Here is a 21,491-nt window from a genome sequence, read left to right on the forward strand (position 1 = left end):
AAGCGGGGCGTTACGGGCTCTTGACACCTAGATTCTTTTGATTCAAAAGTAAACCCATGGCATCCATGACACCCAAGACGCCCAAGACGTTTTCCCTCGGCATCGTCGGAGCCGGACAGTTCTCCGGCCAGTTCGCCACGCTGTTCCAGGCCCACCCGGGGGTCGGCGACGTGTTCGTCACCGACCTGCTGCCGGAGCGGGCCGAGCGGCTCGCCGCCGCGCAGGGGCTCGCGGGCACCTTTCCCTCGTACGAGGCCATGCTGGAGTCCCCGGCGGTGGACGCGGTCGCGATCTTCACGCAGCGCTGGACCCACGGCCCGCTGGTCCTGCGGGCGCTGAACGCCGGGAAGCACGTGTACAGCGCCGTGCCGATGGCGATCAGCACGGAGGAGATCGCGGCCATCATCGACGCGGTCCGGGCGACCGGGCTGACCTACATGATGGGCGAGACGAGCCAGTACAACCCGGCGACCGTGCACGCCCGCAACAGAATCGCCGAGGGCGCCTTCGGGCGGCTGTTCTACGCCGAGGGCGACTACGTCCACGACATGGACCTGGGGTTCTACGAGGCGTACCAGTACAGCGGCGGCGAGAACTGGAAGGCGACCGCCAGCTATCCGCCGCTGCTGTATCCGACGCACTCGGTGGGCGGGGTGCTCGGGGCCTGGGGGACGCACGCGGTGAGCGTGTCGGCGATCGGCGTGGTCGACGAGCGCGGGGACGGCGTGTTCGACAAGGAGGTCAGCCAGTTCGGCAACGACTTCTCCAACGCGACCGCGCTGTTCGAGGTGGCGGGCGGCGGCACGTTCCGTACGAACGAGTTCCGCAGGGTCGGCTACCCGTCCCACATACGGGAATCGCGATTCCGGTTCTTCGGTACGGAGGCGAGCATGGAGCAGCTCGCCACGGTCGCGCTGTGGCAGGACAAGAAGGGCGTGAAGGACATCACGGAGCTGCTGGAGCCCAAGCCCACGATGTCGCCGGACGACCCCTCGCTCCAGCACATCGCGCCGGAGCTGCGGGCGGCCTTCACCTCCGGGTCGGCGCCGGTGCACGACCGGTCCCGGCTGCCGAGGGCGTTCGACCACCTGCACAACGGCCACGAGGGCAGCCACCACTTCCTGGTGGACGACTTCGTGACCGCCGTGGGCATCCGCACCCTGCCGTCGGTGAACGCGTGGGTCGCGGCCCGCTACACCCTGCCGGGCATCGTCGCGCACGAGTCCGCGCGGCAGGGCGGGGTCAGGCTGGAGATCCCGGACTTCGGGGACGCGCCCCGGGGATGACGGATCAGGTGCCCGGCTTGCGGCCGTAGACGAAGACGTCGTCGCCGGTCCTCAGCAGCGACCAGTACTTCTTGGCGTCCTTCGTGGTCATGTTGACGCAGCCGTGCGAGCCCGGCGGGTTCCACATGCTGAGGTTCACGGAGTGGAAGGCCTGGCCGCCGTCGAAGAACTGGCTGTAGGGCATCGGGACGTCGTAGACGGTCGAGACGTGGTCGATGTCGCGCCAGTAGATCTTCTTCAGGCCGGTGCGGGTCTCGAACCCGTTCCGGCCGGTGCGCACCGGCACCGGGCCGTAGACCAGCCTGTCGCCGTCCTGGACCCAGCTCAGCTGGAGGCTGAGGTTCACGCAGGCGATACGGCCCTTGTTCACCGGGCACTTGCCGTCCTTGTTCGGGTCGTTCCCGACGGCCTTCTGCTTGTTCATGAGGTCCATCACGCCCCAGGTGACGGGACCCGCGTAGCCGACGGCGGGCGTGATGCCGTGCTTGTTCTGGAAGGCCTGGATCGCCTTGCAGTCGGTGGTGGACTGCTTTCCGTCGACCGGACGGCCGAGGAACTTCTCCACCTGCTTCTGGTACGGACCCGCCTGTGTCGTACAACTCGCCGCCTGCGCCGGAGCGGTGCCCAGTGCGAGTGTGAGCGGCGCCACAATTCCGGTGATGCCCAGCGCTACAGCGCTCCGTCTGCGTATGTCCCCCATGCCTGCCTCTCGCCTTTCTGTCCGGTTCACCGTTCCCACGATGCCCGACAGCTGGACCGATAACCGGCGCTGACGGTTGTAGGAACAATCACTCTGTGACGAATCGGTTAATTTCGTCACCGTGTATCAGGCCAGTTTTCCCGAGGTGGACCGGGTGGCCGGCCTCGCGGGCCTCGTACGCTGCGGCTCATGCACCCCACACTCGCCGACGACCTCTCGCGGTTCCCCCAACTCCTTCAGTCCACACGCGACTTGGCCGTCCGCGAACTGGGCGGCCTCGCCGAACGGCCGGTGGCCCACCCGGAACCGGCGCCGGGCGGGGCGCCCCTGCCGGCCGAGGGTGCGGGGGCGGAGGGGGCCCTCGCGCGGTTCGCCGAGCGGTGGGCACCGGGCTTCTCGGGCTCGGCGGGTCCCCGCTACCTGGGTTTCGTCACCGGCGGTGCGACGCCCGCCGCCGTCACCGGGGACTGGCTGACGGCCGCCTACGACCAGAACGTGTCCGGCGCCGCCGGCTCCTGGGCGGCGGCCCTGGAACACGAGACGGTGGCCTGGCTGCGGGAGCTGTTCGGGCTGGGTGAGGCGCACAGCGGGGCGTTCGTCACCGGGGCGAGCGTGTCGAACACGGTGGGCCTGGCCATCGGCCGGGAGTGGCTGGGCGAGCGGCTGGGCGTGGACGTCTCCCGGGACGGTGCCGCCGCGCTCGGTCCGGTCGACGTGCTCTCCGGCAGCCCGCACTCCAGCGTGACCAAGGCGCTGTCGGTCCTCGGCATCGGGCGCGGCCGGCTGCGGACCGTGGCGCCGCTGCCGGGCGGCCGGGAGGCCGTGGACGTGGCCGCGCTCGACGCCGTGCTGGCGGAACTGGGCGGCCGGCCCGCGATCGTGGTGGCGAACGCGGGCACCGTGAACACCGTCGACTTCGACGATCTGCGGGCGATCGCCGCTCTGAAGGAGCGGTACGACTTCTGGCTGCACGTGGACGCGGCGTTCGGCGGCTTCGCCGCGCTCTCCCCCGCGTACGCGCACCTCGTGGACGGGCTGGACGGGGCCGACTCGGTCTGCGTGGACCTGCACAAGTGGCTCAACGTCCCCTACGACGCCGCCGTCCAGTTCACCCGCCGCCGCGACCTCCAGGTGGCGGTGTTCCACAATGCCTCGCCCTATCTCGGACTCCCGGCCGGCGAGCCCGACTTCCTGCACCTGACCCCGGAGAACTCCCGGCGGCTGCGTGCCCTGCCCGCCTGGTTCTCCCTGGTCGCCTACGGCCGTGCGGGTCACCGCGAGATCGTCGAGCGCAACGTCGCCCTCGCCCGGCGGCTCGGCGCGGCCGTCGACGCCCTGCCGGGGCTGCGGCTGCTGGCCCCGGTCCGGCTCAACGTCGTGTGCTTCACCCTCGCCGAGGATCCCACGCCGGAGCGGGTGGACGCCCTGGCCCGGGACGTCACGGCCTCCGGGGAGACGTTCCTGACGCCGACGGTGTACGACGGGGTGCCGGGGCTGCGGGCGGCGTTCAGCAACTGGCGTACCACACAGGCCGATACGCGGCGGGTACTGGACGTGCTGGCGGCAGTCGCGCCCTGAGGGCTCAGCTCCGGTGGACCGCGGCATGGAACCCGGTGTGCACGGAGGTGAGGCCGCCGTCGACCACGAGGGTGGTGCCGGTGATCCAGGCGGCGTCGCCGGAGGCGAGGAAGGCGACCGCGGCGGCGATGTCCTCCGGTTCGCCGACCCGGCCCAGCGGGTACAGGGCACGGACGGCGTCGAGGTCGTCGTCCCGCCCTTCCCAGGCCGAGGTGCGGACCGTGCCCGGCGTCACGAGGTTCACCCGGACGCCTCGGGCCGCCGCGTGCCCGGCGAGGGTCCGGGTGAGGGAGCCGAGACCGGCCTTGGCGGCGCTGTAGGCGTGGTTGCCGAAGTCCCGCAGGCCGTTGACGGAGCCCACGCTGACGATGGCGCCCCGTCCGGAGGCGGCGAGGTGGGGCAGCGCGGCGCGGCAGCAGCGGTAGGCGCCGGTCAGCGTGACGTCGAGGTCGCGGGCCCACGCCTCGTCGGGTTCGTCCTCGAAGAGCGGCACATCCGGGGTGCAGTGGGCGGCGCAGTTCACCAGCACGTCGAGCGAGCCGAAGGCGCCGACGGCGTGCGCGACGGCCGCCTCCACGGACTCCCGGTCGGCGACGTCGCACCCGTACGCCTCCACCGCCAGCCCTCGCTGCCGCAGCCCGGCCGCGGTCCGCTCCGCCTCGGGCAGGTCCCGGTCGGTCGCCAGCACCCGGCCGCCCTCCTCGGCGAGGCGCCGGGCGACGGCCGCGCCGATACCGCGGGCGGCGCCCGTGACGAGAACTCCCTGTCCTGCGAAGCGCTTGAGATCGGTCATGGGACAGACGGTACGGGCGGGACGATCAACCGGGCAGGTAGCGTGCGCGCATGTCCGCGTTTATACAGCAACTCCCCGCCCTGATCGGCGTCGTGATCGGCGCGCTCGGCTCGTATCTGGCGGTGGTGCGGGGAGACCGGGCACGGTTCCGCCGCGAACAGGCGGCCCGCTGGGAGGAGCGACGGCTGGCGGTGTACGCGGACTACGCGCGCACGCTGAAGAAGGCGGTCACGCTGACGTACCGGGTCGCCGCCCATCTCGGCAACGACCCGCATCCGCACCCGCTGTCGCCGGAGCAGGCGGCACCCCTGCTGGCCGAGGCCGACCTCGCCCGGGACCCCGCCGGCGAGGCGCTGCTCCTGCTGGGCAGCCCGGCCGTGGTGGAGAAGGCCCGGGTGTGGGTTGTGACGGCGATGGAGATGCAACGGTTCCTGCGAGAACGGACACACGACCCCGAGGCCTGGCAGAACCTGCTGGAACAGCAACGCGCCGGCCGCGAGGGCTACTACGCGGCCGTCCGAGAGGACCTGGCACTCCCACCCGGCCACTCGGCCCGCTGGCCACTGCCACCGGCGAGCGATCAGCGATAGCCCGTGGTGTCGGCCGGTTCTCCCGCGTCCTGGATCTCCACCAGGTACCGCCAGGCGTCCGGGCGGCTGCCGTCGAGGTCCGTGAAGCCGTACTCCCTGGCGAGGCCTCCGCTGGAGAGGGACGTGCCGTTGAAGCGGGTCACGTCCGGGTCGGCGGCGAGGGCGGCGACGGCGCGGCCGACGTAGCGGGGGGTCTCGGAGATGGCGAAGTGGGGCTCGCGGGCTAGGGCGTCGCGCCAGTTGTCCTCCCGTACCCCGAAGGTGTCGAGCATGATCTCCGAGCGCAGCCAGCCCGGGGTCAGGGCCACGGCGGTGGCGCCGCGCGGGCCGAGTTCGTGGCCGAGGGCGAAGGCCATGCGCAGGACGGGGCTCTTGGCGAGGTCGTAGAAGAGGTTCACCCGGTAGGTGTCGCGGTTGTAGTCGGCAGTGCCGTCGGTGACCTCGACGACCAGGCCGCCGGGGCGGCGCAGCAGCAGCGGCAGGGCGTGGTGGCTGGTGATCGCGTGGGTCTCGACGGCGAGGCGGAGCAGCCTCAGGCCCTTGTCGAGGTCGTGTTCCCAGACCGGGGTGTCCCAGGCGAAGAGGTGCTCGGCGCCCCAGATGTCGTTGACCAGGACGTCGAGGCGCCCGGACTCCTGGGCGATCCGGTCCACGAGGGCGCGGACCTGCGCCGGGTCCAGATGGTCGGTGGGTACGGGAACGCCCCGGCCGCCGGCCTCGCTCACCAGGTCGGCGGTGTCCTCGATGGTCTCGGGGCGGTCGTACTCCGAGCGCCGCGCGCGCGTGCTGCGGCCGGTGACGTAGACGGTGGCGCCGGCCGCGCCGAGCTCCACGGCGATCCCCCGCCCCGCCCCGCGCGTCGCCCCCGCGACCAGTGCGACCTTGCCTTCCAGCGGACCCGGCATGTCCGGCCTCCCGTACCCGTACGACTGCTGTCACCGTCCAGGGTCGCCGGGAAACCGGACATCTTCTGTCGTCTTTCAGTGGCCGCGTGCGATCCACTCCTCCAGGTGGGGTGCCTCGTCCCCGATGGTGGTCGGGTCGCCGTGGCCGGTGAGGACCTTGGTCTCCGGGGGCAGGGTCAGGAGGCGGTCGCGGATGGAGTCGATGATGGTCGGGAAGTGGGAGTAGGAGCGGCCGGTGGCGCCGGGCCCGCCCTGGAAGAGGGTGTCGCCGGTGAAGACGGCGCCCAGACCGGGGTCGTACAGGCAGACCGCGCCGGGCGCGTGGCCGGGCGTGTGCAGCACGGTGAGGTCGGCGCCGGCCGCCTCGATGACCTGCCCGTCGGCCAGGTGGGCGTCGGGGTCGCGGCCGGGGTGGGTGAGCTTCCACAGCGGAAGGTCGTCGGGGTGCAGCCAGATCATGGCGCCGGTGCGGTCGGCGAGGGCGGGCGCGGCGTCGATGTGGTCGTTGTGGGCGTGCGTGCACACGATCGCCGTCAGCCGGCGGTCACCGACGGCCTCGGCGATGGCGTCGGCGTCGTGGGCCGCGTCGATGACGACGACCTCGTGGTCGTCGCCGACGATCCACACGTTGTTGTCGACGTCCCAGGTGCCGCCGTCGAGGGTGAACTGCCCGGAGGTGACGAGGCGTTCGATGCGCGCGGCCATCACAGCACCACCACCGAGCGCAGCACGTCGCCGTGGTGCATCCGCTCGAACGCCTTCTCCACCTCGTCGAGCTGGATGGTCTCCGTGACGAACTTCTCCAGCGGCAGCCGTCCCTGGAGGTGCAGGTCGATCAGCATGGGGAAGTCACGGCTCGGCAGGCAGTCGCCGTACCAGGAGGACTTCAGGGCGCCGCCGCGGCCGAAGACGTCCAGCAGCGGAAGCTCGAGCTTCATCTCCGGGGTCGGCACACCGACCAGGACGACCGTGCCGGCGAGGTCGCGGGCGTAGAAGGCCTGCTGGTACGTCTCCGGGCGGCCGACCGCCTCGATGACCACGTCGGCGCCGAAGCCGCCGGTCAGCTCGCGGATGGCCTCGACCGGGTCTTTCTGCCGGGAGTTGACCGTGTGGGTGGCGCCCAGCTCCCGGGCCGTGTCCAGCTTGCGGTCGTCGATGTCCACCGCGATGATCTTCGCCGCGCCGGCCAGGAAGGACCCGGCGACCGCCGCGTCCCCGACGCCGCCGCACCCGATCACGGCGACCGAGTCGCCGCGGCCGACGTTGCCGGTGTTGATCGCGGCACCGATGCCGGCCATCACGCCGCAGCCCAGCAGCCCGGCCACCTGCGGGGAGACCGACGGGTCGACCTTGGTGCACTGCCCGGCCGCGACCAGCGTCTTCTCCGCGAAGGCGCCGATGCCCAGGGCCGGGGACAGCTCGGTGCCGTCGGTCAGGGTCATCTTCTGCTTCGCGTTGTGCGTGTTGAAGCAGTACCAGGGCCGCCCGCGCAGACAGGCCCGGCACTGGCCGCACACCGCACGCCAGTTGAGGATCACGAAGTCCCCGGGCGCCACATCGGTGACACCGTCGCCCACCGACTCCACCACACCCGCCGCCTCGTGCCCGAGCAGGAAGGGGAAGTCGTCACTGATGCCGCCCTGCTTGTAGTGCAGGTCGGTATGACAGACGCCGCAGGCCTGGATCCGCACCAGGGCTTCCCCCGGCCCCGGGTCCGGTACGACGATCGTCTCGATCCGCACGGGCTGGTCCTTGCCCGGTGCGATCACGCCGCGTACTTCCTGCGCCATGGTGCCGGCTCCTTCCGTCGATGCTCCTGCACCGAGACCCTACGTGTGACTGATCAGTACCGCAGGGAGCGGCGCCGACCTGGGAAATGATTCTCCGCCGGGCTCACGGCCGACTTAGCCTGGAGCATCCACCCGCCTGGTGAGGACAGGGAGCCCTGTGAGCGACGCAGCGACGGACACGACCCGGCCGACCACGTGGCGGCTGCTCCTCGGCTACACAAGACCCCACCGCTGGGCCCTGTTGGCGGGCGCGGTGCTCTCGCTGGTGACCGGGGCGACCGGGCTGCTGCTGCCGCTGGTGGCGCGGGGACTCATCGGTGACCTGGCGCACGACAGGTCGATCACCGGCCCGTTGCTGGGCATGGCGGGCCTGGTCGTCGCCAACGCGGTGGTGGGCGCGCTGGGTTCGTACGTGCTGCGGCGCACCGCCGAGTCGGTGGTGCTCGGCGCGCGGCGCACCCTGTCGTCGTACCTGCTGCGGCTGAGGATCACCGCCGTGGACCGCAGCGAGCCGGGCGACCTGATGGCCCGGATCACCTCCGACACCACCCTGCTGCGCGAGGTCACCACCGACTCGCTGGTCGCGCTCGGCACCGGCGGGCTCACGCTCGTCGCCACGGTGGTGATGATGGGCCTGGTCGACCCCGTGCTGCTGGCCGTGACGCTGGCGGTGGTGCTGGGCGCGGGCACGGTGCTCGGCGCGATCGTGCCGCGCATCAACCGGGCCAGCCGGCGGGCGCAGGACGCGGTCGGGGTGATGGGCGCCTCACTGGAGCGGGTCCTCGGCGCGCTGCGCACGGTGAAGGCGTCGGGCGCGGAGCACCGCGAGGAGGCCACGCTGCACGCGGCGGCCGAGGAGTCGTGGCGGCAGAGCGTACGCGCCGCCAAGTGGTCGGCCGCGGCGGGCAACACGGCCGGGCTGGCCATGCAGATCGCCTTCATCACGGTCCTCGCGGTCGGCGGGTCGCGGGTGGCGACCGGCTCGATCGACGTGGGCACGCTGGTCGCGTTCCTGCTGTACGTCTTCTACCTGATGTCGCCGATCCAGCAGGTCGTCGGCGCGATCACCCAGTACCAGACGGGCGCGGGCGCGCTCGCCCGTATCCAGGAGGCACTGCGGCTGCCGGCCGAACCGGTGTCCGGGCCCGTCCCGTTGCCGTCCGCCGGGGCCGAGCCGGCCTCGCTCGCCTTCACGGACGTGCGCTTCCGGTACGCCGACGACCTGCCGTACGTGCACCACGGGGTCAGCTTCGAGATACCGGCGCGCGGCATGACGGCCTTCGTCGGGCCGTCCGGCGCGGGCAAGACCACCGTGTTCTCGCTGATCGAGCGGTTCTACGACCCCGACGCCGGTGTCATCACCGTCGACGGCCTCGACCTCGCCGCCTGGGAGCTGCCCCGGCTGCGGTCCGCCATCGGGTACGTGGAGCAGGACGCGCCGGTGCTGTCGGGCTCGCTGCGGGACAACCTGCTGCTGGGCAATCCGGAGGCGGAGGAGGACGCGGTGGCACGGGTGGTGAAGACGACCCGGCTGGACGGACTGGTCGCCCGGCTGCCGCAGGGCCTGGACACGCTGGTCGGGCACCGCGGGACCAAGCTGTCGGGCGGCGAGCGGCAGCGGGTGGCGATCGCCCGCGCGCTGCTGCGCCGCCCGCGGCTGCTGCTCCTGGACGAGGCGACCTCGCAGCTGGACGCGGTGAACGAGGCGGCCCTGAGGGACACGGTCGCCGACGTGGCCCGGTCCACGACCGTCCTGGTCGTCGCGCACCGGTTGTCCACGGTCACCATGGCCGACCGGATCGTGGTCATGGACGCGGGCCGGGTCCGCGCGCTGGGCACGCACCGGGAACTGGTGACGTCCGATCCGTTGTACGCGGAACTGGCGGCGACACAGTTCCTGGCGACGGCCGGCTGACGCCGGGTGCGGGGCGCGCCCTCTGCGCTTGCCGAGGCCGCGGGGGCGGAGGAGTCTCGAAGGAGGGACCGGCGCGGCCCGCTCCGCCTCGGGCCGCGGGCCCCCGAAGGAGGTCACCATGGGCACCTCGACAGGCTCCGCCTTCGACACCGAAACCCTGCGCCGGGGCATAGAAGGCAACACCGGGAACAACCTTCTGTCGCTCTACGCGGACGACGCGGAGATCCGCATCGTCGACCACAACAGCCAGCCCAGTCATCCGAAGATCCTGCACGGCCGGGGCCAGATAGCCGAACTGCTCGACGACGTCTACAGCCGCGACATGACGCACAAGCTGGAACAGTGCATCGTGCAGGGCGATCACGCCGCCTTCAGCGAGTCCTGCGAGTACGCGGACGGCACCCGCGTGCTCGCCGAATCGATGATCACCCTGCGCGACGGGAAGATCGCCGCACAGATCATGATCCAGGCATGGGACGAATAGGCAGCAGAACCGCGCGGGTCCAGGTCAGCTCCCGGCTGACCTGGACCTTCTCGGCCCGGGCGGCCCTGGGCCAAGCGCGCCGCGCTCGTCCTCGGCGGCCAGGACCGGCTTCCACGGCAGGTCGGGCAGTGTCCGCCGTTCTTCTTCGCTCGGTGCTGCGAGCGGTGCGCTCCCGCCCGCGTCCGCCGAGACGGCGTGCGCTGCGCGGGCGGCGCGCCCTGACTCGGTGAGGCGCCGGTCCCGCGCTTCCCGGCGGCCGAAGTCGCCCTGACACGCGACCGGTTCCCCGGCACGCTCTCCCGGCGACACGGGCCGGCACCGCCTGCCACGGGTGTGGTCAGCGCATCCAGGCGCTGTACTCCATGACGTCCCCGGGCTTCAGGCCGTACTCGGGCTCGGCCGCGGTCGCCATGAACTCCAGGCCGAGGACGGTGCCGGTGGCCGGGTCCAGGATCAGCATGCGCCGGCTGCCCTTGCCGTCGTAGACGTACGCCTGGCCGGGCCGCCCGAGCCGGTCCGTGACCCGGCCGGCCGGACGCAGGTCCTCGGTGTCGGCGAGGAGCCGGACGAGCGCCGCGGACTCACGGGCACCGAGTGTCCAGTGGTCCAGCAACTCCGCGGTGGCGTCGAGGAGTTCCGGGGTGGTCAGGGACCCGGCGCGCGCGGTCTCCGTGAGGTAGGCGCGCAGGCGGGCGGCCTGGTGCGGGGGCCGTGCCGCGGGCGGGGCGTCGCTCCAGCTGGGCGGATACGTCTGCCTGCTGATGACGTGGCCGTCCTCGACCAGGTGCGGCTCGTCGCCCTCGTCGCTGAGGACCGGGCGGCCGGGGCGCAGCGGGTCGGTCGCGACGACGAGTTCCGTGTGGCTGTCGTCCGCCCGCCAGCGGACCACGCGTTCCTCGGGCAGGGTGACCGGCGGCTTGTCGTCGCTCATGCCCATGGCCCACGTCTGCACATGGGTGCCCTTGCGCAGGCTCGGGGAGCCGTCCGACGCGGCCGCCGCGGCCAGTTCGGCCAGCTGTCCCAGTGGTACGGGCCTGGAGCCGGCTTCGACCACCAGCGGGCGGGGCGCGGCCACGGCGGGGGTGGGGCCGGGGCCGCCGAGCAGCACGGTCAGGGCGGTCGCCACGACGACGGCGGTGGCCGCGAGGCCCCACCCGAGCCGGGCGTACGGGCGGCGCCGGCCGGGGTGGGAGTCGTGCAGCAGCCGGTTCAGGTGCCGTTCGGCGTGGTGGTCCAGCGGGCCGTCGCCGAAGTGGGGGCTCTCGGCGGGCACCGGGTTGGCGTCACGCAGCAGTTCGAGTTCGTCAGCCATGGCGGTGTTCCTCGGTGGGTGCCGCCGCGGCGGCGCCGGCGGGTTGCGTCCGGTCGATCTCGGCTCTCAGCCGGCGGCGGGCCCGGTGCAGGCGCATCGCCGCGGCGCGTCTGCCGCAGCCGAGGGCGACGGCGACCTCGTCGACGCCGAGCTCCTCCCACGCGGTCAGCCGCAGCACCTCCTGATCGGCCGGGGAGAGCCGGGCCAGCGCGTCGTGCACCCAGGCGCCGGGGGCCTCGGCGTCGGGGCTGTCCACGACGTGCCTGCCGTGCGCGGTCTCGTCGTTGCCCAGCCGGTCCACCAGCCGGCGCCGGCGCCCGTATCCGCGTACCGCGTTCGCCAGGCAGTTGCGTGCCACGCCGTACAGCCAGGGCAGCGGTGACGGCGGCAGGTCCGCCCGGCGCCGCCAGGCGACCGTGAACACATCCGCCACCACTTCCTCCACCTCGCTGGTCCGCCCGTCCAGTCGCCGCGCGACATAGCGGCTGACCGCCCAGTAGTGCTCGCGATAGGCAGCGGCGAAGGTCTCGTCGTTGCTCATGTTCGGTTCGTGTCCGGCACCCGCTCGATCGTCACACCTGTTTCCGTGATTCTCCTCGCGTCCCGGGGGTGTGACGCCGGGAGGGGGTCGCGGACACAGGCGGGGCGTGAAGAGGATCAGAGACATCAGGGCCGTCCGGTGGCTGACGACCACGGACCACAAGACCATCGGCACGCTGTACCTCACGACGTCGTTCGCGTTCTTCTGCGTCGGTGGCGTGCTGGCGCTGCTGATGCGCGCCGAGCTGGCCCGGCCGGGCCTTCAGATCATGTCGAACGAGCAGTTCAACCAGGCGTTCACGATGCACGGCACGATCATGCTGCTGATGTTCGCGACACCGCTGTTCGCCGGCTTCGCCAACTGGATCATGCCGCTCCAGATCGGCGCGCCGGACGTGGCGTTCCCCCGGCTGAACATGTTCGCCTACTGGCTGTACCTGTTCGGCTCGCTCATCGCCGTCGGCGGCTTCCTCACCCCGGACGGGGCGGCCGACTTCGGCTGGTTCGCCTACGCCCCGCTGTCGGACGCGGTCCGCACCCCGGGCGTCGGTGCCGACATGTGGATCATGGGTCTGGCCTTCTCCGGCTTCGGCACGATCCTCGGCTCGGTCAACTTCATCACCACGATCATCTGCCTGCGCGCGCCCGGCATGACGATGTTCCGCATGCCGATCTTCACCTGGAACGTGCTGCTGACCGGTGTCCTGGTCCTGCTGGCCTTCCCGGTCCTGGCCGCCGCGCTGTTCGCCCTGGAGGCGGACCGCAAGTTCGGCGCCCACGTCTTCGACGCCGCCAACGGCGGGGCCTTGCTGTGGCAACACCTCTTCTGGTTCTTCGGCCATCCGGAGGTGTACATCATCGCCCTGCCGTTCTTCGGCATCATCAGCGAGATCATCCCGGTGTTCTCACGGAAGCCGATGTTCGGCTACACGGGCCTGATCGCCGCGACCATCTCGATCGCCGGTCTGTCCGTGACGGTGTGGGCGCACCACATGTACGTCACCGGTGGCGTGCTCCTGCCGTTCTTCTCCTTCATGACCTTCCTGATCGCGGTCCCGACCGGGGTGAAGTTCTTCAACTGGATCGGTACCATGTGGCAGGGCAGCCTGTCCTTCGAGACCCCCATGCTCTGGGTGACGGGCTTCCTCGTCACCTTCGTCTTCGGCGGGCTCACCGGCGTCATCCTCGCCTCGCCGCCGCTCGACTTCGCGACCTCCGACTCGTACTTCGTGGTGGCCCACTTCCACTACGTCATCTTCGGCACCGTGGTCTTCGCGATGTTCGCCGGATTCCACTTCTGGTGGCCGAAGTTCACCGGCAGGATGCTGGACGAGCGCCTCGGCAAGATCACCTTCTGGACGCTGTTCATCGGCTTCCACGGCACCTTCCTGGTCCAGCACTGGCTGGGCGTGAACGGCATGCAGCGCCGGATCCCCGACTATCTCGCGGTCGAGGGCCTGACGACGCTCAACACCGTCTCGACGGTCTTCTCCTTCGTGCTGGGCTCGTCCCTGCTGCCCTTCTTCTACAACGTCTGGAAGACCGCCAGGTACGGCGAGAAGATCGAGACCGACGACCCCTGGGGCTACGGACGCTCCCTGGAGTGGGCGACCTCCTGCCCACCGCCCCGCCACAACTTCCTCACCCTCCCCCGCATCCGCAGCGAGTCCCCGGCCTTCGACCTGCACCACGCCCCGGCCCCGGCGCGGGACAGAGAGGTGACCTCCGCGTGAGCACCATGGACACCCGGGCGCTGATCAACGACATCGAGGGCCATCTGCTCCTCGCCGCCGCCCGCGAGGAGGGCCGCCGGGCCGCCGCGGACCTCAGCGCCCCGCTCCTGTGGCTGACGGACGGTCAGCGTGCGGAGCTGGAGCGCCGGTTCGAGGCGGAGTACCTCGCACTCGCCCGTGCCTCCTGGCGACGCACCGCCGAGCGAGCCGGAGAGTTGCGGAACGAGTACGAGGAAACCTACCGCTGCCTGCGGCGCCGCCTGTTGGCCGGCTGGCTGCTGGCGTGCGCCGCGGCCGCGGGGTTCGTGCTGCTGGCCCTCGTCTAGCCGGTCACTACGTCCGCGACCACTGCTGGTTGGTCTGGCCGTTGCAGGACCACAGGTCCAGCCCGCTGCCGTTGGCCGTGGCGTTGTCGTACACGTCCAGGCAGAGACCGGCGTTGACGTTCGTGATCGTGCCGTCGCTGTTGACGTTCCACTGCTGGTTCGCCTGGCCGTTGCAGTCCCAGATGACGACCTTCGTGCCGTTGGTCGTGCCGAGGTTGTAGGCGTCCAGGCACTTGTTGCCGTACACCACGAGTTCCTTGCGGGAGGTGTACGCCCAGGACTGGTTCTGGCCGCCGTTGCAGTCCCACAGCTCGGCCTGGGTGCCGTTGGTGAGGGTGTTGTCGTAGATGTCGAGGCAGCGTCCCGACTGCTTGCCGGCGACCAGGGTGCCGTTCGTGCCGGGCAGCGGTCTGACCGTGATGGAGTCCAGTGCCGGGGCGTTCGAGAAGGTGAGCTTGTTGGAGGAGCCCTTGGACAGGGCGACCGCGAGGGAGATCGTGCCCGCGCTCGAACCCGTGGGCGGGAAGGAGACCGTCGTGCTGCCCTGGCCGTTGACCTGGAGCGTGGCCGTGCGGGCGGTGGAGGCGGTGTTGGTGTACGAGACGTCGACGGTCTTCACGCCGGTGCTGCCCGCGACCACGCCGGTGAAGCCGGACGTTCCCGAGTACGTGCTGCTCGCGGCCTCGGTGCCACCGGTGACCGTGAGCATCACCGAGCCGCCCGCCGGGACGCCGGTCGTGTAGCTCGTGCCGTGACTGCCGAGGTCGGACCGGGCCCACAGGTCACGGACGGTCGCGGAGGCGTCGGTCAGGCCGAGGTCGGACCAGCGCACGGTGATGTTCTTGGCAGCGGAGGTGCGGTTGAGGAGCACGACCGCGCGGTTGCCGCCGCCGGACAGCACCTTGCCGTACACCTGGAGCCCGGTGGTGTCCTCGGCGACCTTGACGCCCTGTAGCCCGCGCGCGTCCTGGTCGACGGCGATGACCTCGGGGTTCTTGAGGATGCCCGCGGTCTCCGAGGTCATCGTGGTCAGGTCGTTGCCCGCCAGGAGCGGGGCGCCGGAGATCGCCCACAGGTTCATGTGGGTGCGGTTCTGGGCGGCGGTGAAGCCGTCCATGCCGACCATCAGCATGTCCGGGTCGTTGTAGTAGCCGGTGTGCTGGGCCGTGGGGTGCAGGGTCTGGTCGAAGTTGGACAGCAGGTTCGACATCGACGGCTTGTTGCCGTAGTAGACGATGTCGGTGCTGGTCCGCCACATCGGGGCCTGGCCCGGCGCCCAGTTCCAGGGGTTCTGCTTGCCCCAGTTGCAGATCGAGAGGGTGAGCGGACGGCCGGTCGTGGACGCCGCCTTGGCGACCGAGTCGCTGATGGACTGGTACGTCGTCTTCGCGTCGAGGCCCTCGGCGTCACCGCCGCACCAGTCGACCTTGACGAAGTCGAAGCCCCACTTCGAGAACTGGAGCATGTCCTGGTCGTAGTGGCCCTCGCTGCCCGTGTTCGCGGCGGCGGGGCGGCCGGTCGGGTAGTAGTAGCCGCAGCCGTTCTTGCCCGCGTCGGTGTAGATGCCGGCCTTGAGGCCCTTGCTGTGGATGTAGTCGGCGATGGCGCTCATCCCGCCGGGCCACTCGGACGTGTCGACGGTGATGTTGCCGTCGCTGTCACGGGTGCCCTGCCACCAGCCCTCGTCGATGTTGATGTACTTGTACCCGGCCGCCGGCAGTCCCGCGGCGACGAACGCGTCGACCTGCTTCTTGATGACGCTGTAGTCGATCTTGGCGGCGAAGCTGTTCCAGGAGGCCCAGCCCATGGGAGCGGTGGGGACGGATATCTGACGGGCCGTCGCGGCCTGCGCCGTCACCGGCTGGGCGAAGAGCAGCGCGGCGGCCGCGGTCAGGGCCAGGGCGAGGGCGCGTACGGCCGCGGCTCTGCCGCGTCGGACGAGGCCTTGGCGCGAGGATCGGGGTGGGGGGTACATGCGGCTCCTCCGGGGGGTTCACACTCTTCAGCGCGCACGAGATTTCGAACACGGATCGGCAAGCCGAACGCGTCGCGCGCCGACCGTAGAGCCGCCGGAGGGGTAAGTCAACGGACGCGACAGGAGTGACCGGGCGAGGGCCGAAGGCGTGAAGTCGACGCCCGCGCCGGGTCGTTCGTACCGCCGCGGGTGCCGCGCCGCCATACTGGCCGTCGTGCGCGTAGCGATCATGACGGCGGGATCCCGGGGCGATGTGGCTCCGTACACCGGACTGGGTCACGGCCTGAGCCGTGCCGGGCACGAGGTCACCCTGGTCACTCACGCCTGCTTCGCGCCCCTGGTGGCGGGCTCCGGAGTGGGGTTCCGTCCGCTGCCCGTGGATCCGCGGGCGGAACTGGCGTCCCCGCGGGGGCGTGGGCTGCACCGCAGTGCCAGTGGCGCGGGGAAGCTGTTGCGGGTGGTGGAGATGGCGCGGCGGCTGGTCGGCGGACTGACCGACGACCTGGTGGCCGCGGCCCGGGCTAGCGACGTGCTGTTGCTGTCCGGCTCACTGGGGCCGCTCGGGCACGCCATCGCCGAGGGGCTGCGGCTGCCGAGCATGGGTGTGTACCTGCAACCGCTGACTCCCACAAGGGAGTTCGCCCCGCCGGTGCTCGGGGGCGGCTCCTGGGGCGGGACCGGGAACCGGATCGCCGGGCACGGGGTGCTCCTGGCCGAGGGGCGGATCTTCGCGGCCGCCGTCCCGGCCGTGCGGGAACGGCTGGGGCTGCCCCGGGCGCGGGCCGCCGACGGGCGGCGGACCCGGGAGCGGCAGGGATGGCCGGTGCACCACGGCTTCAGCCCGCTGGTGGTGGCCCGGCCCCGGGACTGGCGGACGGGACTCGGGGTCTGCGGCTACTGGTGGCCGTACGACGGTGACACCCGGCTGCCCGCCGAGCTGCGGGACTTCCTGGACGCGGGCCCGCCGCCGGTCTTCGTCGGGCTGGGCAGCGCCACGGTGCCCGACGCCGAGCGGGTGAGCGCGCAGGTCGTGACGGCGCTGCGGCGGGCCGGGCTGCGCGGGGTCGTCCAGCGGGGCTGGGGCGGGCTCGCGGCCGACGGGGACGACATGCTGACCATCGGCGACGTCCCGCACTCCGCGCTGTTCCCGCGCATGGCCGCCGTGGTCCACCACGCGGGCGCGGGGACGACCGCCGCGGGGCTGCGGGCCGGGGTGCCGGCCGTGCCCGTCCCCGTCCAGTTCGACGAGGGCTTCTGGTCCGCCCGCCTGATCTCCCTCGGCGTGGCCCCCACCGCCGTACCCCTGCGCGGCCTGACCACCGACGCCCTGACCGCCGCGCTCGCCCGGGTGACCCGCGACCACGGCTACGCCGAGCGGGCCCGGTCTCTCGGCTCCCGGATCCGGGCGGAGGACGGGGTGGCCCCGGTGGCGGAGGCGGTGGACCGGCTGACCGGCTGACCGACCGGCTGACCGACCGGTCGAGGAGACGGACCGCCGGCCCGGCGACCGGGCTCAGCGCCCCCGGTCCCAGCCCTCCGGCCGCAGGATCCCCAGGAGTTGCCGGGCCAGCTCGTCGACCACCTCGTCCAGGGTGGCGTCCACCCAGCCCGCGCTCCAGTCGTGGAGGAGGCCGTTGACACTGCCGATGAACGCGGTCGCGGCGAGGCGGTAGTCGCGCCGTGCGGCATCCCCGTGCGCGGCGGCCGCGGTGGCCTCGGCGCAGATCAGGTCGACCCAGCCGGCGCGGCGGGCGAGCCGCTGTTCCTCCAGGCGCGGGCTGACGCCGATGATCTCGACGAAGGTGATGCGGATACGGCGCGGGTCGGAGGTGACGTCGCGGGCGTAGGCCCGGAAGAGCACCGTGACGCGTTCGGCCAGCGGCAGCGTCTCCGCCTCGGCGAGCGCCGCCAGCACCGCCTGCTCGGCCCAGTCGTTGACCTCCAGGTGCAGCGCGGCGAGCACGTCCTCCAGGGTGCGGAACTCCTCGTAGAACTGACGGGTCGACAAGCCGGCCGCCTGGCTCAGCGCGGCGACGGTCGTCCCGCGGAAACCGGGGCTGTCGCCGAACAGTTGCAGCGCCGCGTCCAGGAAACGACGGCGCCGCTCGGCCTGCCGTTCCTCGGCCGACCTGCCGCCGTAGCGGCCCTTCGGGGCTTTGAGCCTGCCCGCCACGCTTCCCCCCTCCTTCATCCCGCCGATGGTCAATCTTGTCGTGCACGCATCTTGTCGAGTAGACCGCCCCTTCCTTACCTTCCAGTAAGTAACTTTGAAAGCGCCTGTGTTCAGATTTCTCAGAGGAGAGAGCAGTCATGCCCGCCTTCAGATCCAGGCACCTCTGCGCGGCAGCAGCCGCCCTCGTCCTGACCGTCGCCGCCCCCGCCACGGCGGCATCCGCGGCCTCCGCCGCCTCGGACGCCTCCGCCCTGCGCGAGGTGATGTTCGTGGGCAACAACTGGGACGGCACCGCGGATGTCATCAAGTCCTCCGGGGACTTCGCGAAGGTCGGACGGATCAACGTCATACCGGACAAGGACGCGCGGATGGCGGAGATCAACGCCGATCCGATCAAGTGGATCTACTTCCAGGCGATCCGCAACAGCGTCGGCGAGGGCCACGACCAGTTCGTGGACGACATGTACTCCACGCCCGACGGCAAGTCGGTGGTGGCCTCCCGTCCGAGCTTCGCCGACGTGGTCTCGATCGACCTGGCCACCGGGAAGATCAACTGGCGTTTCCCGGTGTCCGGTTACCGCGCCGACCACATGGCCGTCTCCCCCGACGGCACCCGGGTCGCGGTCTCCGCGTCGACCGCGAACACGGTGCACGTGCTCGACATCAACACCGGCAAGCAGCTCGGCTCGTTCGCCACCGGTGACAAGCCGCACGAGAACATCTTCAGCAAGGACGGCAAGTACATCTGGAACATGGCCATCGGGGACGTCAACACCTCCCTCGACGACCCGGGCTGGGACTGGACCAAGGGCGACCGTCACATCACGGTGGTGGACGCGACGACGTTCAAGCAGGTCAAGATCATCGACATGCGGAGCCGGCTGGACGCCTTCGGCCTGAAGGACTTCTCCGACGCCGTCCGCCCGGCGGTCTTCTCCCCCGACGAGTCGAAGCTGTACTTCCAGGTGTCCTTCTTCAACGGCTTCCTGGAGTACGACGTCGCCTCCGACAAGATCACCCGGATGAAGACGCTGCCGAAGAACCCGGCGACCAGCGAGGACCGCACCACCTGGGTCAACGACTCGCGCCACCACGGCATTTCGATGAACCCTTCGGGCACCAAGCTGTGCGTGGCGGGCACCATGGACGACTACGCGACCGTCGTCGACCGCTCGACCCTCCAGGAGGGGCCGCTGGTCACCGCCTCCAAGCCCTACTGGGCCACGGTCAGCGGCGACGGCAAGGACTGCATCATCTCCGAGAGCGGCGCCGACCAGGTCACGGCCATCGACTTCGCCACCGGCCAGAAGGTGACGTCCGTGGCGGTGGGCGACCATCCGCAGCGCGTCCGGCTCGGGCATGTGCAGGCCGACTGGACGGGGCCGTCCGGCAGTTGACGTCCCCGCACGGCCTCCGGGGAGCGGCGGCTCCCCGGAGGCCGGCACGGCTCAGAAGTGCGCCGCCGCCCACGCCGCGAGCTCGGACTTCGCCGCGCTCAGCAGGTCCGCGGAGGGGGTGCTCGTCGTGCCGTTGGTCACCAGGGCGTAGTGCGGGACCCCGGAGTCGGTGTCGGTGAGCAGCAGCCGGCGGCTTCCCGTGCCGCCCGGCTCGGGCGCCACGCCGACCGGGGTCGAGGCGGTGTACGACGGGGGCGCGTACGCGGTGCCGAGGTCGGAGACCACCGTGGTCGCCGAGGTGGGGAAGGACGCCGGGAGGTGCAGTTCGGTGGGTGCCGTGCCGCTGCCCGAGCGCCACACCAGCAGCCCGTACTGGCCGGAGCCGACCAGCCGCGAGACATTGGGCAGCGAGCTGGGCACCGGGTTCCAGGTCAGGGTCGTCGAGCCGTCCCGGGAGCGGTCCTCGTAGCTGAAGGCGAGCGTGGTGCCCGCCGTCGCGGCCGGGTAGAGCCGGTCGAGGAGCCGGGCGTCCTGACGCAGTGTCACCGTGCCGGAGTCGTCCAGGCGTACGGCGGAGAGGTCCTCGTCGTTCCAGGCGTCGCCGGAGGTGAGCACCTTGCCGGCGTTGCCGTTCATCAGCTCGTGGTGACGTCCGTTGTAGATGTCCCACTGCCACTGGGTGCCGGACAGGACCGGGCCGGAGGAGGCCGGGCTCGTCCACCAACTGGCCCCGGGCAGACGGGAGTCCAGGGCCTGGTACATCGCCTTGAGCACGGTCGGCGCCTTGTCCGACACCGTCCCCGACAGGGGGTGCCCGAACTCGCTGACCAGGGCCGTGGTCCCGGCTGCCGCAGCCCGGTCACGCACCGTGCCGAAGTCGGTGGCGTACTGGCCGTCGCCCGCCTTGCCCCACATCAGGATGCCGGAGATGGCCTTCTGGTCGTAGAAGTGGGTGTTGAAGACGTAGCGTGAGCCGAGGGTGCCCGCGTCCAGCAGGCCGCCCTCCTGCTTCTGGGAGTCGATGTTGGAGTTCCAGAAGAGGTTCGGCTCGACCATGGCGGGCTTGGCCTGCCAGCCGGCCGCGTCCATGCGGGCCCGGAACTTCTGGTAGAAGGGCCACAGCAGATCCCGCTCCCAGGTGCGGCTGGTCCGACCGGACTCGTACGTGCCCGCGTACGGCTCGTTGTACGGGTCGAAGCCGGCCACCCCCGCGAACTCGGCGTCGGTGAGGTGCTGGACGAGGTACGACATCGTCGACTGGGCCGTGGTGAGGAAGGCGTCCTGGAGGCCGTAGTCGTTGTGCCAGAAGTCGTACTGCGCCTTGGTCACCGCCGAGTTCTGGGTGATGTTCTGCCCCCAGAAGAAGCAGATCCCGCACGACTCCGCGGAGTAACCCCCGGCGTCCACCGCCCACTCGGGGGCGCCGTCGCCCGTGTACCAGCTTCCGGTGTTGAAGAGGTAGCGGGAGTAGAGGTCCTGGTGGAAGTCGGGGTAGACGCGGATGCCGGCGTCGAGGAAGGCGCGCATCTGGTCGGTGACGGCGGCCAGATAGGCGGTGTCGACCTGGCCGCGCACGGGTTCGGCGTGCGCCCAGGAGAGCAGGAAGCGGACCGCGTTGCCGCCGCCGAGGGCACGCAGGGCGGTGGCGGACTTCTGCGCGTCGGCGACCGAGGCGAAGGGCAGGCCGCCGTTCTCCTCCAGCTTGGTCTCGCCGGAGACGTTGTAGCCGCGCAGGACGACCTCGCGGCCCTGGCCGTCGGTGAAGCGGCCGTTCTGCACGGTGAGCGGGGTGCCGTCGAACCAGAGGGAATCGTCAGGGGTGGCAGGGGTGGCGGCGGTGGCGGGCTGGGCACCCGCCACCGTCAGGAATCCGCAGAGGACAACCAGGACAACGATCAGACGCGCCCGGATTTTCGACATGTCCACTACAGTCCGGCGATGTCAAGACACAGTCAACACCTCTGACTCTGGAGTAAGTTACGGCTCGTCCACCC

General features: G+C 71.2%; 19 protein-coding genes. 9 read left to right on the plus strand and 10 right to left on the minus strand.

Annotation, left to right across the window (positions count from 1 at the left end; genetic code table 11):
• The first annotated feature begins 65 nt into the window (after positions 1 to 65).
• Positions 66 to 1,286, plus strand: coding sequence for a Gfo/Idh/MocA family oxidoreductase (locus tag ABZ915_RS03770; protein WP_361795817.1), 1,221 nt, complete (start codon positions 66 to 68; stop codon positions 1,284 to 1,286).
• Positions 1,287 to 1,290: 4 nt separating this feature from the next.
• On the opposite strand, the gene ABZ915_RS03775 is transcribed toward ABZ915_RS03770, so the two are convergent.
• Positions 1,291 to 1,986, minus strand: a complete 696-nt coding sequence (locus ABZ915_RS03775) for a L,D-transpeptidase (RefSeq protein ID WP_361795176.1) — start codon at positions 1,984 to 1,986, stop codon at positions 1,291 to 1,293.
• A 189-nt stretch (positions 1,987 to 2,175) separates the two neighbouring features.
• Between ABZ915_RS03775 and ABZ915_RS03780 the strand changes: the two genes are divergently transcribed.
• Positions 2,176 to 3,564, plus strand: a complete 1,389-nt coding sequence (locus ABZ915_RS03780) for a pyridoxal-dependent decarboxylase (protein WP_361795179.1) — start codon at positions 2,176 to 2,178, stop codon at positions 3,562 to 3,564.
• Positions 3,565 to 3,568: 4 nt separating this feature from the next.
• On the opposite strand, the gene ABZ915_RS03785 is transcribed toward ABZ915_RS03780, so the two are convergent.
• Entirely contained in the window at positions 3,569 to 4,357 is a 789-nt protein-coding gene (locus ABZ915_RS03785) for an SDR family NAD(P)-dependent oxidoreductase (RefSeq protein ID WP_361795182.1), read from the minus strand.
• Positions 4,358 to 4,407: 50 nt separating this feature from the next.
• Between ABZ915_RS03785 and ABZ915_RS03790 the strand changes: the two genes are divergently transcribed.
• Positions 4,408 to 4,947, plus strand: coding sequence for a hypothetical protein (locus tag ABZ915_RS03790; RefSeq protein ID WP_361795185.1), 540 nt, complete (start codon positions 4,408 to 4,410; stop codon positions 4,945 to 4,947).
• Here the strand turns inward: ABZ915_RS03790 and ABZ915_RS03795 are convergent.
• From ABZ915_RS03795 to ABZ915_RS03805, 3 genes are all read right to left on the minus strand, one after another.
• Positions 4,938 to 5,852, minus strand: a complete 915-nt coding sequence (locus tag ABZ915_RS03795) for an SDR family oxidoreductase (protein ID WP_361795188.1) — start codon at positions 5,850 to 5,852, stop codon at positions 4,938 to 4,940. The genes ABZ915_RS03790 and ABZ915_RS03795 overlap by 10 nt on opposite strands.
• 75 nt (positions 5,853 to 5,927) lie before the next feature.
• Entirely contained in the window at positions 5,928 to 6,557 is a 630-nt protein-coding gene (locus tag ABZ915_RS03800; protein ID WP_361795191.1) for an MBL fold metallo-hydrolase, read from the minus strand.
• Positions 6,557 to 7,642, minus strand: a complete 1,086-nt coding sequence (locus ABZ915_RS03805; protein WP_361795194.1) for an S-(hydroxymethyl)mycothiol dehydrogenase — start codon at positions 7,640 to 7,642, stop codon at positions 6,557 to 6,559. The genes ABZ915_RS03800 and ABZ915_RS03805 overlap by 1 nt, the downstream gene beginning before the upstream one ends.
• A gap of 157 nt (positions 7,643 to 7,799) precedes the next feature.
• Between ABZ915_RS03805 and ABZ915_RS03810 the strand changes: the two genes are divergently transcribed.
• Both ABZ915_RS03810 and ABZ915_RS03815 read left to right on the plus strand, forming a co-directional pair.
• The gene (locus tag ABZ915_RS03810; protein WP_361795198.1) at positions 7,800 to 9,557 is read left to right on the plus strand and encodes an ABC transporter ATP-binding protein; all 1,758 of its coding nucleotides are present in this window, start codon (positions 7,800 to 7,802) and stop codon (positions 9,555 to 9,557) included.
• Positions 9,558 to 9,675: 118 nt separating this feature from the next.
• A complete protein-coding gene (locus ABZ915_RS03815) occupies positions 9,676 to 10,041 on the plus strand; it encodes a nuclear transport factor 2 family protein (protein ID WP_361795201.1) in 366 nt (121 codons plus the stop codon).
• 337 nt (positions 10,042 to 10,378) lie between these two features.
• On the opposite strand, the gene ABZ915_RS03820 is transcribed toward ABZ915_RS03815, so the two are convergent.
• Complete coding sequence (locus tag ABZ915_RS03820) at positions 10,379 to 11,353, minus strand: CU044_5270 family protein (protein WP_361795204.1); 975 nt, start codon at positions 11,351 to 11,353, stop codon at positions 10,379 to 10,381.
• Positions 11,346 to 11,894 (minus strand): sigma-70 family RNA polymerase sigma factor, encoded by a 549-nt coding sequence (locus ABZ915_RS03825; RefSeq protein ID WP_361795207.1) that lies wholly within the window; start codon positions 11,892 to 11,894, stop codon positions 11,346 to 11,348. The genes ABZ915_RS03820 and ABZ915_RS03825 overlap by 8 nt, the downstream gene beginning before the upstream one ends.
• A gap of 106 nt (positions 11,895 to 12,000) precedes the next feature.
• On the opposite strand from ABZ915_RS03825, the gene ctaD reads away from it, so the two are divergent.
• Entirely contained in the window at positions 12,001 to 13,626 is a 1,626-nt protein-coding gene (ctaD, locus tag ABZ915_RS03830; RefSeq protein WP_361795210.1) for a cytochrome c oxidase subunit I, read from the plus strand.
• Between the two features lie 5 nt (positions 13,627 to 13,631).
• Positions 13,632 to 13,952 (plus strand): hypothetical protein, encoded by a 321-nt coding sequence (locus ABZ915_RS03835; protein ID WP_361795820.1) that lies wholly within the window; start codon positions 13,632 to 13,634, stop codon positions 13,950 to 13,952.
• A gap of 7 nt (positions 13,953 to 13,959) precedes the next feature.
• Here ABZ915_RS03835 and ABZ915_RS03840 read toward each other — a convergent pair whose 3' ends face one another.
• Positions 13,960 to 15,927: a ricin-type beta-trefoil lectin domain protein gene (locus ABZ915_RS03840; protein ID WP_361795213.1), complete on the minus strand. Its 1,968-nt coding sequence runs from the start codon at positions 15,925 to 15,927 to the stop codon at positions 13,960 to 13,962.
• A 229-nt stretch (positions 15,928 to 16,156) separates the two neighbouring features.
• Here ABZ915_RS03840 and ABZ915_RS03845 point away from each other — a divergent pair, with 229 nt between their 5' ends.
• Entirely contained in the window at positions 16,157 to 17,386 is a 1,230-nt protein-coding gene (locus tag ABZ915_RS03845; RefSeq protein WP_361795823.1) for a glycosyltransferase, read from the plus strand.
• A gap of 54 nt (positions 17,387 to 17,440) precedes the next feature.
• On the opposite strand, the gene ABZ915_RS03850 is transcribed toward ABZ915_RS03845, so the two are convergent.
• Complete coding sequence (locus ABZ915_RS03850; RefSeq protein ID WP_361795826.1) at positions 17,441 to 18,100, minus strand: TetR/AcrR family transcriptional regulator; 660 nt, start codon at positions 18,098 to 18,100, stop codon at positions 17,441 to 17,443.
• Between the two features lie 137 nt (positions 18,101 to 18,237).
• Here ABZ915_RS03850 and ABZ915_RS03855 point away from each other — a divergent pair, with 137 nt between their 5' ends.
• Complete coding sequence (locus ABZ915_RS03855; RefSeq protein WP_361795216.1) at positions 18,238 to 19,497, plus strand: YncE family protein; 1,260 nt, start codon at positions 18,238 to 18,240, stop codon at positions 19,495 to 19,497.
• 51 nt (positions 19,498 to 19,548) lie between these two features.
• Here ABZ915_RS03855 and ABZ915_RS03860 read toward each other — a convergent pair whose 3' ends face one another.
• The gene (locus ABZ915_RS03860; RefSeq protein WP_361795219.1) at positions 19,549 to 21,417 is read right to left on the minus strand and encodes a cellulase family glycosylhydrolase; all 1,869 of its coding nucleotides are present in this window, start codon (positions 21,415 to 21,417) and stop codon (positions 19,549 to 19,551) included.
• Positions 21,418 to 21,491: the final 74 nt, after the last annotated feature.

It is taken from the genome of Streptomyces sp. NPDC046915 (genome assembly GCF_040644935.1).
GTDB lineage: Bacteria > Actinomycetota > Actinomycetes > Streptomycetales > Streptomycetaceae > Streptomyces.

Excerpts from the sequence above, each read along its gene's own strand:
- ABZ915_RS03775 (WP_361795176.1), bottom strand. The coding sequence starts at position 1,986 with ATGGGGGACATACGCAGACGGAGCGCTGTAGCGCTGGGCATCACCGGA.
- ABZ915_RS03855 (WP_361795216.1), top strand. The coding sequence starts at position 18,238 with ATGCCCGCCTTCAGATCCAGGCACCTCTGCGCGGCAGCAGCCGCCCTC.
- ABZ915_RS03820 (WP_361795204.1), bottom strand. The coding sequence starts at position 11,353 with ATGGCTGACGAACTCGAACTGCTGCGTGACGCCAACCCGGTGCCCGCC.
- ABZ915_RS03835 (WP_361795820.1), top strand. The coding sequence starts at position 13,632 with ATGGACACCCGGGCGCTGATCAACGACATCGAGGGCCATCTGCTCCTC.
- ABZ915_RS03805 (WP_361795194.1), bottom strand. The coding sequence starts at position 7,642 with ATGGCGCAGGAAGTACGCGGCGTGATCGCACCGGGCAAGGACCAGCCC.
- ABZ915_RS03825 (WP_361795207.1), bottom strand. The coding sequence starts at position 11,894 with ATGAGCAACGACGAGACCTTCGCCGCTGCCTATCGCGAGCACTACTGG.
- ABZ915_RS03780 (WP_361795179.1), top strand. The coding sequence starts at position 2,176 with ATGCACCCCACACTCGCCGACGACCTCTCGCGGTTCCCCCAACTCCTT.
- ABZ915_RS03790 (WP_361795185.1), top strand. The coding sequence starts at position 4,408 with ATGTCCGCGTTTATACAGCAACTCCCCGCCCTGATCGGCGTCGTGATC.
- ABZ915_RS03785 (WP_361795182.1), bottom strand. The coding sequence starts at position 4,357 with ATGACCGATCTCAAGCGCTTCGCAGGACAGGGAGTTCTCGTCACGGGC.
- ABZ915_RS03770 (WP_361795817.1), top strand. The coding sequence starts at position 66 with ATGACACCCAAGACGCCCAAGACGTTTTCCCTCGGCATCGTCGGAGCC.
- ABZ915_RS03815 (WP_361795201.1), top strand. The coding sequence starts at position 9,676 with ATGGGCACCTCGACAGGCTCCGCCTTCGACACCGAAACCCTGCGCCGG.
- ABZ915_RS03795 (WP_361795188.1), bottom strand. The coding sequence starts at position 5,852 with ATGCCGGGTCCGCTGGAAGGCAAGGTCGCACTGGTCGCGGGGGCGACG.
- ABZ915_RS03800 (WP_361795191.1), bottom strand. The coding sequence starts at position 6,557 with ATGGCCGCGCGCATCGAACGCCTCGTCACCTCCGGGCAGTTCACCCTC.
- ABZ915_RS03860 (WP_361795219.1), bottom strand. The coding sequence starts at position 21,417 with ATGTCGAAAATCCGGGCGCGTCTGATCGTTGTCCTGGTTGTCCTCTGC.
- ABZ915_RS03840 (WP_361795213.1), bottom strand. The coding sequence starts at position 15,927 with ATGTACCCCCCACCCCGATCCTCGCGCCAAGGCCTCGTCCGACGCGGC.
- ABZ915_RS03845 (WP_361795823.1), top strand. The coding sequence starts at position 16,157 with ATGACGGCGGGATCCCGGGGCGATGTGGCTCCGTACACCGGACTGGGT.